Origin of the sequence: Stenotrophomonas maltophilia group sp. RNC7, from assembly GCF_030910085.1 — a bacterium.
GTDB lineage: Bacteria > Pseudomonadota > Gammaproteobacteria > Xanthomonadales > Xanthomonadaceae > Stenotrophomonas > Stenotrophomonas sepilia.
In genome coordinates, this window is record NZ_JAVFVN010000740.1 from 1 (window position 1) to 12,470 (window position 12,470).

The window sequence follows — 12,470 nt, forward strand, 5'->3', positions numbered from 1 at the left end:
AATCGGGAGAGAAGGTGTCCGGTCGTGGGGGCGGCCGGGCGGGGGGGCGCGGGCACCCCGGGCGCCGGTGTTGGGGGGCGGCGGCGCCCCCCCCCCGCGCCCCCCCCCCCGCGTTTTCCGCCCCCCGCGGGGCGGGGCGCCCGCCGGCGCGGCTGGGGGGTCCGGCCCGGCGGGGGCTTGGGGGGGGGGCGGCGCGCGGCCCCCCACCCGCCGGGGTCGGGGCGCCCCCGCCCCCCCCGCCCCCCCCCCCCCACGACCGGACACCTTCTCTCCCGATTGTTCAGCCGCCCCCGGGGGCGGCTTCACATCTGCACCATCCCCATTTAACAACCTCCATGGCACCGTGCGAACCACGTAGTCATGCAGACGGGAGTTGTGGATGAGTACCGAGAAGAAAGCCGATTTCTCCGGCGTCAGCAGCAGCGTCGACAGTACCGCCGAACAGGCACCGAAGGCGGACTTCTCCGGCGTCAGCGCTTCGGTGGACAGCACCGCAGACGTTGTCAGCGGCGGCACCTATACCGTGCAGAAGGGTGACTCGCTGTCGAAGATCGCCAAGCAGCATCTGGGCGACGCCAATGCCTGGAAGAAGATCTTCGAAGCCAACCGCGATGTGCTTGATGACCCGGACAAGATCTTCCCGGGCCAGACCCTGAAACTGCCGCCGAAGTAAGCCGGCCAGAGTGCCGTCCAACAATCCCTGGGAGGAACCCCGAATGATCAAGACCACCCCGCTCCAGACCGCCCTGATCGCCGCCCTGCTGGGCAGCGTCGCCCTGGTCGGTTGCAAGAAGAAAGAAGAGTCGACCGACAACAATGCCGCTCCGGCAGCGACTGCTCCGGCCGAACCGGCAGCACCGGCCCCGATGACCGGCGCGCCGCCGCCGATGGCCGAAGCCGCTGCTGTCAGCGTCTCGTCGGTCACGGTCGGCAAGACCGCCGCCGCCGACAAGACGGTTGCGACGACGGCTTTGTTCGCGCCGAAGGACGACATCATCGTCTCGGTCAAGACCGACGGTGCTGCCAACAACGTCACCGTTGGCGCGAAGCTGACCTACCAGGACGGCCAGGTGGCCGGCGAACAGAATGCCACGCTGAACACCAGCGGTGCGGAAACCACCAACGTCACCTTCAAGAATGCAAAGGGCTGGCCGGCCGGCAAGTACCGCGCCGAAGTCACCGTCGATGGCAAGGCGGCCGGAACGCCGCAGGAGTTCGAGGTCAAGTAAGTCCAGCCGACTCTCTCCCGGCAGGGCTCACGATGGACGCAGCCGCGAGGCTGCGTCCTTTTTTATTGGCGATGCCCGCTTGGGGAGGGGGCTGCCGGTATACGCTGAACGGAACACGGCCAGGTAGGGGATAGGATGCTCAGCTGGATTGCGCTCACGCTCGCAATGGGACCCGCGAATCTCTTGAGCTACAGTTGCGACCACTTCTTATACGGCGCCTGTGTGCGGGTGCCGACAGGCATGTCCGTGACCTACGAGGCACCTGTTGACTTTGGTCTGCACCGCATCAGGCGTGATGGTAGGGAAGTCGCCTTGATCTACGAGGGCGATGCCCCCGAAAAGCCTGTGCCAGGAAGCACGCCGGATCTGCGCTTCACGGATGGCGGATATGTCGTGTCGGGGTATGCAAGGGCGGAAGGACCTTCCACCCGGTACGACGTCTACGTTCGACCCGGATCATCTGGCGCCGGCTCGCTGCACATCCGAGGCTCTGCAGCGACAGCAGATGAACTCGCCAGCCTGGCCGCCGTCGTTGGGGGATTCCGAATCTGCAACTTCCAGCAAAGCAAGCGCTCGCAGACATTGATCTGTCCAAGGCGTGCCGAGTGGGGGCAGGGATTGTCGGAGTGGGTCATGCGTGCCTCAACGAGCGGGAAGTCGAATTAGCCATCAAGCCTCAGCTTCCAGACCGGAAGCGAGCCAACGACGAAACACAGCGGTCCAGTACCGCCGCGTATGGCGTGGCTTTGCCCCGCGCGACTGAAAACGCGACAATGCAGGGGTTTTCCCCGCCGCGCGCCCACCCTGACGGCGACGGGGGAAAGCGTGGGGCCCCGCCTCGCGCGCGACACGGTTGCACGTGGCCCGGCGCTGGCGCCGGCCTTCCCCTGAGCATTGCTACAGAGTCCAAGTCCCCCATGTCCAAGATCCTCTACACGCTGACCGACGAAGCACCGTTCCTGGCCACCCAGTCGCTGCTGCCGATCGTTGACGCCTACACCGCCACGGCCGGCATCGTGGTGGAAACCCGTGACATCTCGCTGTCCGGCCGCATCCTGTCGCAGTTCCCGGAACTGCTGTCCGACGCGCAGAAGGTCAGCGACGACCTGGCCGAGCTGGGCCAGCTGGCGACCACCCCGGACGCCAACATCATCAAGCTGCCGAACATTTCCGCCTCGGTGCCGCAGCTGAAGGCGGCCATCAAGGAACTGCAGGACCAGGGCTACCCGCTGCCGGATTACCCGGAAACCCCGGCCGACGACCAGCAGCGCGACTACAAGGCGCGCTACGACAAGGTCAAGGGCAGCGCGGTGAACCCGGTGCTGCGCGAAGGCAACTCCGACCGCCGTGCACCGCTGTCGGTGAAGAACTACGCGCGCAAGCACCCGCACCGCATGGGCGCCTGGTCGGCCGATTCGAAGTCGCACGTGGCGCACATGGCCGCCGGCGATTTCTACGGCAGCGAAAAGTCGGCCACCCTGGTCAACGCCGGTTCGCTGAAGATCACCTTCCACGGCAAGGACGGCAGCGCCGTCGTGCTGAAGGAAAAGACCGCGGTCAAGGCCGGCGAGATCGTCGACGCCGCCGTGATGAGCCGCAAGGCACTGGCCGCGTTCATCGGCGAGCAGATTGCCGATGCCAAGGCTCAGGGCGTGCTGTTCTCGCTGCACCTGAAGGCGACCATGATGAAGGTCTCCGACCCGATCATGTTCGGCGTGGCGGTCAATGAGTTCTACAAGGACGTGCTGGCCAAGCACGCCGACGTGCTCAAGCAGGCCGGTTTCGACGCCAACAACGGCATCGGTGACCTGGCTGCGCGCCTGCCGTCGCTGCCGGAAGCCACCCGTGCTGCGATCGAAGCCGACCTGGCTGCCGAGTACGCACAGCGCCCGGGCGTGGCCATGGTCAACTCGGACAAGGGCATCACCAACCTGCACGTGCCGAGCGACGTCATCGTCGACGCCTCGATGCCGGCGATGATCCGCGACTCCGGCAAGATGTGGAACGCCGAAGGCAAGCTGCAGGACACCAAGGCCGTCATTCCGGACCGCTGCTACGCCGGCGTGTACCAGGCCGTCATCGACGACTGCAAGGCGCACGGCGCCTTCGACCCGGCCACCATGGGTTCGGTGCCCAACGTCGGCCTGATGGCACAGAAGGCCGAGGAGTACGGCTCGCACGACAAGACCTTCCAGATCGCTGCCGATGGCGTGGTCAAGGTCACCGACGATGCCGGCACCGTGGTGTTCGAGCACGCCGTGGAAGCCGGTGACATCTGGCGCATGTGCCAGACCAAGGACGCGCCGATCCAGGACTGGGTCAAGCTGGCCGTCGAGCGTGCCCGCCTAAGCAGCACCCCGGCCGTGTTCTGGCTGGATGCCGCCCGCGCCCACGACGCGCAGGTCATCGCCAAGGTCGAGCAGTATCTGAAGGACCACGACACCAACGGCCTGGACATCCGCATCCTGCCGCCGGTGGAAGCGACCGCGTTCTCGCTGGACCGCATCCGCAAGGGCGAGGACACCATCTCGGTGACCGGCAACGTGCTGCGCGACTACCTGACCGACCTGTTCCCGATCATGGAGCTGGGCACCAGCGCCAAGATGCTGTCGATCGTGCCGCTGATGGCCGGTGGTGGCCTGTTCGAGACCGGCGCCGGTGGTTCGGCCCCGAAGCACGTGCAGCAGTTCGTCGAAGAGGACTACCTGCGCTGGGATTCGCTGGGTGAGTTCCTGGCCCTGGCCGCGTCGCTGGAACACCTGGGCAACCGCTATGACAACGCCGCCGCCCGCGTGCTGGCCAAGGCGCTGGACGAAGCCAACGGCCAGTTCCTGGACAACGACAAGTCGCCGTCGCGCAAGCTGGGTGGCATCGACAACCGTGGCAGCCACTTCTACATCGCCCTGTACTGGGCGCAGGCCCTGGCCGCGCAGGACGAGGATGCCGCGCTGAAGGCACGCTTCGCACCGCTGGCCAAGGCGCTGACCGACAACGAGCAGAAGATCGTCGACGAGCTGATCGCGGTGCAGGGCAAGGCCGTGGACATCGGTGGCTACTACCGCCCGGACCTGGCCAAGGCCAGCAAGGCGATGCGCCCGAGCGCGACCTTCAACGCCGCGCTGGAGCAGCTGCGCGGCTGATCCTGCGCCGTTCGGTGGTGACACTGGAACCCGCGCTTCGGCGCGGGTTTCTTTTTTGGCTCCGGGGTCAGATCCCTTTTGCATGGCAAAAGGGATCCGACCCCTGGCGATGAAAACCGTGACATCCGTCAGCTGTCGGACTGCCGTCAACGGGGCATGAAACTTGCCCGCGATGGCTGTCGCAGAACCGGCAGAAGGGGGTGTGCAAGCGCCTTCAATCTGAGCAGTCGATCACGACGGTCTTCGTCGGCAATATCCTAGCCTTGGCGACGCGAGACCACCGGGGAGGTGGTCGCCCGGGGAACACGGATGGCACGCGTGCTGGTGGTGGGAACCGATATCCAGGGCGAGCAGGCCCTGCTGCAACGGCTGCGCCTGGCGTCGGCACTGCCGGACGGCCACGTCCGGCGCAGCCAGGACCTGGACGACTGCGACCTGCTGGTCATCCGCGATACCCCGGCACTGCGCAACGCGGCCCAGCGCATGCGCCAGCAGCGACCGCGCCTGCAATGCTGGATCGAGGACAACGGCGGCCAACTGCGCGACGGCGACGGACACCAGGATGTGCTCGACGACGGTGCCATCGGCCGCGCGCTGCGTCGCATGCAGTTGGCACCGGAGCCCCTGGCCATGCCCGCACCCGCGCTGATACGTCTGGCCGATGGCGCACACGCCATTACCCGCCTGCTGCGCGAGCGGTTGCCGCTGCGCCATGGCCAGGCACTGTTGAGTGATGCGGGCGAACCTTTGCTATTGATGGATCTGGAGCACGACCAGGCCGTGCTGTTGCAGGAACCTGCGAGCGCAGTGGTGGAGCGCCTGGCCGATGCTTTCGAACGCCTGCAGCTGGATGCACTGACGCCAATGCGCCTGCAGGCGCTGGCTGGTGAGCGACCACGCCAGCCGCTGCGGCCGCTGTTGTGGCAATGGGCGCAACGCAGCCGCCACTGGCAGGCACTGGACGAACGCCTGCGCGGGGCTTCGGTGAAGCTGCTGCGCTGGCCGGATTTCCGCGTACTGGGACACGACCACGATGGATTCCGCCTGTGCTCGTTGCTGCTCAAGCGCGCGTGCACGGTTGAAGAATGCGCGATGCTGCTTGAGCTGCCGGCGGCGGCCGTTCGCGATTTCATCCACGCGGCCTACCTGTGTGGCTACGCGCAGCTGCAGGCCGCCCCGGCGGCGCCGATGATGGCGACCGGTGGCACCCGCACCGACAACGGACTGCTTGCCCGCCTGTGGCGGCACCTGCGCGGGAGTGAGCGCAATGCGTGAGCACAAGGTGGTGGTGCTGGGCGGCATGGGCAGCGGCAAGTCGACGCTGGTACGCAGCATCGCGGCCGGCGCGGTAGTCGACACCGATGTGGCCAACAGTGATCGCCTCGGTGCCGACAAGGCCTCCACCACCGTCGCGCTGGACTATGCAGACATCGACCTGCCCAACGGAGAACGCCTGCGTCTGTACGGAACGCCCGGCCAGCAGCGTTTCGATTTCCTGTGGCCGATCCTGCTGCAGGGGGCACGGGGCGCGGTGCTGCTGCTGGACGCACGTCGCGCCGGCATTGCCAGCGAGCTGCAGGACTACCTGCAGGTGCTGCAGCCGTTCGCATCATCCCTGGCACTGGTCGTGGCCGTCACCCACCTGGACCAGGCACCACAGGCGGCGCTGGATGACTGGGCCACGCACGCCTGCCTCGACGACCAGCCGCTGCCGTTGCTGGCCGTCGATGCCCGTGACCGCGAACAGGGACTGCTGCTGATGGATGTACTGATGAGCGAAATGGAAGCGCACGCACTGGTGGCCGCGTATGGGTGACGGGCAGATGGCGGTACTGCCCGATGCGGGCCAGCGTGAGCGCCTGCAGCCGCTGCTGCAGGACCTGCAGCAGCGGGTGGAAGGCGTGCGCACGGTGGTGCTGGCCAGCGTCGATGGCTTTGCCTTGGTCAGCGCCGGTGCCGAAGGGCGTGGCGAACGGCTGGCGGCGATGACCAGCGCGATGCTGGCGTTGGCCGCAGCGGTGGGGCGCGAACTGGTGCTGGGCGATCTGCAGACGCTGATGCTGGAAGCGATGGGCGGGAAGGTGCTGATGCTGGCAATCCAGGCCGAAGGGCGTGCGCCGCTGCTGCTGATGGCGGCCTGCGACCAGCGCAGCGTAATCGGGCAGGTGCTGTGGCAGAGCAGGGAATGTGGCCAGGCGATCCTGGCCGAACTCGGCGGATCGTGAGCCCGGCCGCAGGGGAACGAGGGGCTCGAACCAACATCGACAAGGGGTGCGACGTGGCTGGATTGAATGAATCGTTGAACGCACTGATGGGCATCGACGGCGCGCAGGCAGTGGCGCTGGTCGACTACGAAAGCGGCATGCTGCTGGGCGAAGCCGGTGCCGGCATGGACATGGAAGTGGCCGCCGCCGGCAACACCGAAGTGATCCGGGCCAAGATGAAGACCGCTGCCTCGTTGAACCTCAATGACAGCATCGAGGATATCCTGATCTCGCTGGGCAAGGCGTACCACATCATGCGACCGGTCGCGAAGAAAAAGGGACTGTTCTTCTACATCGTGCTGGACCGGACCAAGTCCAACCTTGCACTGGCCCGACGCAAGGTGCAGGACGTAGAGGCCGAACTGGCGATCTGAGCCATTGGCTTCGGTAGAGTCGAGCCATGCTCGGCTGCTTTCAGCCGAAGCAGCCGAGTGCGTTCGGCGCTGCTTTCACTGCGGTGGAAGCAGCAGCGTGGTCACGAACGAAAGCGCTTCGCTGTCGCGCTTGGCGAAGTACGTGTGCGCCTTCTGGGGCAGCCACACTTCGTTGAAATGGCGGCGGAAATCCTCGTAGAACTCGTTGGGATACAGCTTGGCCTGCACCGTCCGGCCGTCCGGGTAGGCGTGGTCATACGTGGGCAGTGCGTTGGTGTTGACGCCGCGATGATCCCTCAGCCATTTGCAGAACAGGCGGCCTTCGGAGATGTCCGGCACCAGCGCCTGCGGGAGCGTATAGCCTGCCTGCTCCAGCGGTGCGATCAGGTTCAATGTCAGCTCGTTGAGCATCGAAAAATGGGTATACGGCACCTTCGCACGGTTCTGCATGTAGCGATCGATGTGTACGGGGAGCAACGCATTGGCGCGACCCTGCTGCCATTCCACCACCCACTGCGAGACCTTCACTGCGAACTTGCGCGACAGCCACTGGCCGAGGTTGATGGCCAGATAGGGATGGATCCAGGTGCCCTGCATGGTCGGATTCCCGCCGGAGACCACGTGGATCAGTTCATGCTCGGCCAAACCGGTCTGGACGGTAAGCTCCTGCAGGAACTCCTCCGTCGATTTCAGCGCCCGGTAATCGGACCAGCGCTTGTTGACGGACTGGCAGAGGGCGGTTGCGCTGATGTAGCCATCGCGGGCACGCTGCGGGATCACGTTGCCTTCCTCCACGCGTGGGATAAAGGTCATTTGCTGCATGCGTCACCTCGTGCCGTGGTTGGGCCTGAAAGGGTAGGCAGCAGAAGGGCACCGGGTCTGTAGGAATCGTTGCGTTTGTTGCGGCGCGTAGCGACGCTGTTCCTGTAGAGCCAAGCCGACGCTTGGCTGTTCTTCGGGCAGATTGCGGTGAACCAAGCCGAGCATGGGCTCGGCCCTACACAAGCCACCCCACGCCAGCGTATGGTGAAGCCGGTCCTCCCGGCTGAGTCCTGCATGTCCGAGCCTGATATCGATGCCGAGCTGGCGTCGCGCATCGCTGGTGCCATCCACGCTGGCTTCGAGCAGTACCACGCCCGCTTTGCGGCGATCACCGCCCGCGCGCGGCAGCGTTTCGAGCAGCGCGACTGGGCGGGCGCGCGCCGGGATGCAGTCGAGCGCATCGCGCTGTACGACCTGTGCATTGCCGAACAGATGGATGCACTGCGGCGCCTTGCCGGCGAAGCAATCGGGGAGCGCGCACTGTGGCTGCAGGTGCATGCACGCTACAGCGCATTGCTGCGGGGGCTGATCGACGCCGAACTGTACAAGACGTTCTACAACACCCTGTCGCGGCGCTTGTTCTCCACCCGTGGCGTGGACCCGGCGCTGGAGTTCATCGCCTTTGACGTCGAGCCGTCCGATGCGATCACCCATCCGGTCGCGCGGCATACCTACGCGGTTTCACCGACGCGGCCGGTGGAGGCCCTGCAGCGCGTGTTGGCCGATTACCGCTTCGACATTCCGTATGCGCACCAGTTGCGCTGCGCGGCGGCCATCGCCGTGCGCCTGCAGGATGATCTGGCCCACTGGGGCGATACGCCGGTGCGCAGCATCGAGCTGCTGGACACCGTGTTCTATCGCGAGCGCCGTGCCTACCTGGTGGGCCGCGTGTTCGGCGAGCACCGCTTCTCACCCTGCGTGATCGCGCTGGTCAACGATGAGCGTGGACTACGTGCCGACGCGGTGCTCACCCGGCGCCGCGACGTCGCCCACCTGTTCGGCGTGTCGCGCAGCTATTTCCAGGCCGACCTTGCCACGGTGGGCGATGCGGTGGTGTTCCTGCGCAGCCTGCTGCCAGGCAAGCCCATCGATGAGATCTACACCGTTCTGGGCCGTGCCAAGCAAGGCAAGACCGAGCGCTACCGGACCTTCTTCCGCCACTTCAACGAACATCCGCAGGAGCGGCTGGTGCCCGCCGAAGGCACACCTGGCATGGTCATGGCAGTGTTCACCCTGCCCAGCTATCCGCTGGTGTTCAAGCTGATCCGCGACCGCTTCGCCTGGCCCAAGGCGATGTCGCGGCAGCAGGTGGAAGAGAAGTACGCGCTGGTGTTCAACCTCGACCGCGTCGGCCGCCTGCTCGATGCGCAGCCGTATCGCCACCTGCGCTTCCCGCGCGACCGCTTCGCACCGGCCTTGCTGGAGGAGCTGCTGCAGCAATGCGCGCAGACCGTGCGGGTCGATGGCGACCATGTGGAAGTCGCACTGTGCTACGTACAGCGTCGTTTCCGTCCATTGAACCTGTACCTGCGCGAGCAGGGGGGCGAGGCGGTGCGCGCAGCGGTACTCGACTATGCGCAGGCGATCACCGACATGGCGCGCAACAACATCTTCCCCGGCGACATGCTGCCGAAGAACTTCGGCGTATCGCGGCATGGCCGGGCAGTCTTCTACGACTACGACGAGCTGTGCCTGGTCAGCGACTGCGTGTTCCGCGCCTGGCCGCAGCCGCGTACGCCGGAGGAAGCCATGGCCGATGAACCCTGGTTCCATGTCGGTCCACGCGACGTGTTTCCCGAGCGCTTCGGCCCGTTCATGGGCCTGCCCGCCAGCGAACTGGCGGCAGTGCGGGAACACTACCGGCACCTGTTCGATCCTGCGTGGTGGCAGGGCCTGCAGGTGCGCTTCGCCGCAGGTGATTATCCGGATACGCCGCCCTACGCGGCGGCCCATCGCCTGGCCTGAACGGCGTGGCGTGAAGCGCGTGCCGGTCCGGTCTGGACTGCGGTACGCTCGGTGCTCACTTCATCACCACGGATCCGGCAATGATGCGTTCCCCCCTGTTCCTTGCCCTGGCCCTGGCGTTCTCCGCCGGTGCCCCCCTGCTGCCAGCCGATGCCGTCGCCCAGAACGCGCGCGCCGTGCGTGCCACCGCCGAGATGAGCATGGCGCTGTCGGGCAGTATCGACGTGGCGGCCGATGGTTCGGTCAGCGCGCTGGTCCTGGACCAGCAGGCGATGCTCGCACCGGGTATCGCCTCATTCGTGGAGGGCACCATCCGTGGCTGGCAGTTCGAGCCGACGCTGCGCGATGGCAAGCCGGTGGCGGTCCACGCACCACTGCGGGTGCGCCTGCGTGGCAAGCAGCAGGAGGACGGCAGCTACCAGGTCAGCATGACCAGTGTCGACTTCAGTGAGTATGACCCGAAGGCTACCGATTCGGTGACCCGGAAGAGCATGCCGCCACCGCGCTACCCCGAGGATGTCTTCCGCAGTGGTGGGCAGGGTGATGTGCTGTTGCTGGTCAAGGTAGCCCGCGATGGGACCGTGGCCGACGTCATTGCCGAACAGGTGAACATGACCGTGGTCGCGCCGGAGCGGACCCTGGCCAAGATGCGCGACCTGCTCGCCAAGGCCAGCATCAGCGGCGCGCGCAAGTGGACCTTCGTCCCGCCGACCACCGGCGAGAACAGCACGCGCGACTTCTGGACCGTGCGCGTGTTGGTGAACTTCGCCCTGAACAGCGACACCGGCAGCAACGGCAATGCCCAACCGGAACGCTATGGCCGCTGGCGTGCCTTCATCCCCGGCCCGTGCCAGGCCGCACCGTGGCGCAAGCCGGATGCCGTCGAACAGGCGGGCAGTGATCTGCTGCCGGCCGGGGGCGTGTACATGGTCGATGGCACCCAGCGCGGCCTGCGCCTGCTGACACCGTTGGCGCAGCGCTGAGCCCGGCGCGGTGAAGCGGTCGGCCAGGCCGGCCGCTTTTCAGTCCGCGTACGGGTAGACCACCACCCGGTTGCGGCCCTGTTCCTTGGCCATGTACAGGGCCTTGTCGGCCAGCCGCAGCGCCTGCTCGGCATCGACATGGAAGCTGGGGAAGTGGGCCACGCCCAGTGACACGGTGATGGTGCCGACCGGCTCGAACGGATGATCGGCGATGTGCTGGCGCAGGCGCTCGCCGGCCTGGCGCGCAGAGTCGGTGCTGATGCCCGGCAACAGCAGCAGGAATTCCTCGCCACCGGCACGGCAGAGGATGTCGCTGTCGCGCGAGTAGCGGCGCATCTGGTCGGCGATATGGACGATGGCGGCGTCGCCGACGTCGTGGCCGTGGCTGTCGTTGATCGATTTGAAGCGATCGATGTCCAGCGCCAGGATCGCGAACGGAATGCCCTGCACCTGCAATGCATCCAGCGCCTGCTGCAGGCCGCGGCGATTGAGCAGGCCGGTCAGCGGATCGGTACGGTTGGCGCGGCTGAGCGTGCCGATGCGGTCCTGCAGCGCGTTGAAGCTGTGCAGCACCGCCTGCTTGAGCTGGGCCACCTCGAAGTACCACGCGCGGATGCCGCTGACGTGGCTGATCGCGTTGCCGGTGTCCTCGCCACCCTGCACGTTCCGCGCCAGCTGCCACAGCGGCATCGAGATGCGACGGGCGAACCACCAGGTGACCAGCAGTGACAGCAGGCCGAGCGGGATCGCATTCCAGATCACCGCGGTCATCAACCGCGACAATGGCTGCAGCGTGGCCTCGGTCGGCCGCTGGGCGATGATGCCCCAGCCGGTGGCCGGTACCGGCGCATAGCCGGCCAGCATCGACACGCCCAGGTTGTTGCGGACCTGCTGCGCACCGCGTTCACCGCGCACGACTGCCTTCACCGCCGGGTTGCCGACCACGTAGTCGCCGACCCGCTTGCCATCGGCGTGGTACAGCAGGCGGCCATTGCGGTCCACCACGTACAGGTACGAGCCGTCGCGGTAGTAGTGCTTGCCCAGCAGCGTGTGCAGCGCACTGCGCTGGCGCAGGTACAGGGTGCCGCTGACGTAGCCGCGATAGCGGCCCTGGCGATCGAAGATCGGGTGCGACAGCGAGACCAGCAGCTTGCCGGTGGTCGACTGGTAGGGATCGCTGATCATCGGCTGGCGCGCGGCCAGTGCGGCGTTGTTGCCGGCGCTGTGCAGGATCTCGCCCTGCAGCTGCAGGGTCTGCGGCGAGGTGGCGATCACCAGGCCGTCGGCATCCACCACCAGCGAGGAGTTGAAGCTGTTGGTCTGCAGCTGCAGGCGGCTGGCCTCATCCTGCGCCTGTGCCGGATCGAGGTTGCTCTGGCCGAGCCGGGTGGCGGCGTAGGCCAGCTCCTGCTGCGCGGCCAGCAGGAAGTTCTGGGTGGTCTCGGCCAGCTTGGTGGCATAGACGCGGTTGGCCTCCAGGGTGTTGCCAACCAGCTGGTCGCGCTGCACGCGGTAACTGGCCAGCAGGGTATTGGCCAGGGCGATGATGGCGCTGAGCAGGGCCAGGGCGAGGATCAGCTTGCCCAGGTTGAGGCGGGGAGACAGCGTTCGCATGCGTCGACGGATCCGGCAGGAGGCTGGACCCGACCGGTTCTCCGGAAGGGGCGACAGCGGAATCGGTGGCCACGCCCGC

Annotated in this window: 11 protein-coding genes; 9 read left to right on the plus strand and 2 right to left on the minus strand. The window is 66.6% G+C overall.

The genetic code is table 11. The annotated features are described in order from the left end of the window. Positions 1–379: 379 nt before the first annotated feature. The 7 genes from RCF13_RS16375 to RCF13_RS16405 all read left to right on the plus strand — a co-directional run bounded on the left by RCF13_RS16375 (position 380) and on the right by RCF13_RS16405 (position 7,007). Complete coding sequence (locus RCF13_RS16375) at positions 380–673, plus strand: LysM peptidoglycan-binding domain-containing protein (protein WP_049410686.1); 294 nt, start codon at positions 380–382, stop codon at positions 671–673. A 43-nt stretch (positions 674–716) separates the two neighbouring features. Further along, positions 717–1,229, plus strand: a complete 513-nt coding sequence (locus RCF13_RS16380; RefSeq protein WP_134968345.1) for a hypothetical protein — start codon at positions 717–719, stop codon at positions 1,227–1,229. Between the two features lie 917 nt (positions 1,230–2,146). Further along, positions 2,147–4,369, plus strand: coding sequence for an NADP-dependent isocitrate dehydrogenase (locus tag RCF13_RS16385; RefSeq protein WP_154351514.1), 2,223 nt, complete (start codon positions 2,147–2,149; stop codon positions 4,367–4,369). Between the two features lie 309 nt (positions 4,370–4,678). Continuing rightward, positions 4,679–5,644 (plus strand): hypothetical protein, encoded by a 966-nt coding sequence (locus tag RCF13_RS16390; protein WP_061478182.1) that lies wholly within the window; start codon positions 4,679–4,681, stop codon positions 5,642–5,644. After that, positions 5,637–6,185 (plus strand): GTPase, encoded by a 549-nt coding sequence (locus tag RCF13_RS16395; protein WP_005419763.1) that lies wholly within the window; start codon positions 5,637–5,639, stop codon positions 6,183–6,185. Before RCF13_RS16390 ends, RCF13_RS16395 begins: the two co-directional genes overlap by 8 nt. Further along, positions 6,178–6,594, plus strand: a complete 417-nt coding sequence (locus tag RCF13_RS16400; protein ID WP_005419762.1) for a roadblock/LC7 domain-containing protein — start codon at positions 6,178–6,180, stop codon at positions 6,592–6,594. Before RCF13_RS16395 ends, RCF13_RS16400 begins: the two co-directional genes overlap by 8 nt. Before the next feature lie 53 nt (positions 6,595–6,647). Next, positions 6,648–7,007 (plus strand): hypothetical protein, encoded by a 360-nt coding sequence (locus RCF13_RS16405; protein ID WP_005419760.1) that lies wholly within the window; start codon positions 6,648–6,650, stop codon positions 7,005–7,007. A gap of 75 nt (positions 7,008–7,082) precedes the next feature. Here RCF13_RS16405 and RCF13_RS16410 read toward each other — a convergent pair whose 3' ends face one another. After that, positions 7,083–7,820 carry a KilA-N domain-containing protein gene (locus RCF13_RS16410; protein ID WP_231352353.1) on the minus strand — a complete coding sequence of 246 codons (738 nt, stop codon included), beginning with the start codon at positions 7,818–7,820 and terminating at the stop codon, positions 7,083–7,085. Between the two features lie 243 nt (positions 7,821–8,063). Here RCF13_RS16410 and aceK point away from each other — a divergent pair, with 243 nt between their 5' ends. Together aceK and RCF13_RS16420 are read left to right on the plus strand one after the other, a co-directional pair. Next, entirely contained in the window at positions 8,064–9,794 is a 1,731-nt protein-coding gene (gene aceK, locus RCF13_RS16415) for a bifunctional isocitrate dehydrogenase kinase/phosphatase (protein WP_061478180.1), read from the plus strand. A gap of 80 nt (positions 9,795–9,874) precedes the next feature. Continuing rightward, positions 9,875–10,777, plus strand: a complete 903-nt coding sequence (locus tag RCF13_RS16420) for an energy transducer TonB (RefSeq protein ID WP_134968348.1) — start codon at positions 9,875–9,877, stop codon at positions 10,775–10,777. A gap of 39 nt (positions 10,778–10,816) precedes the next feature. On the opposite strand, the gene RCF13_RS16425 is transcribed toward RCF13_RS16420, so the two are convergent. Continuing rightward, positions 10,817–12,391: a sensor domain-containing diguanylate cyclase gene (locus tag RCF13_RS16425; protein ID WP_111178176.1), complete on the minus strand. Its 1,575-nt coding sequence runs from the start codon at positions 12,389–12,391 to the stop codon at positions 10,817–10,819. Positions 12,392–12,470 lie beyond the last annotated feature (79 nt).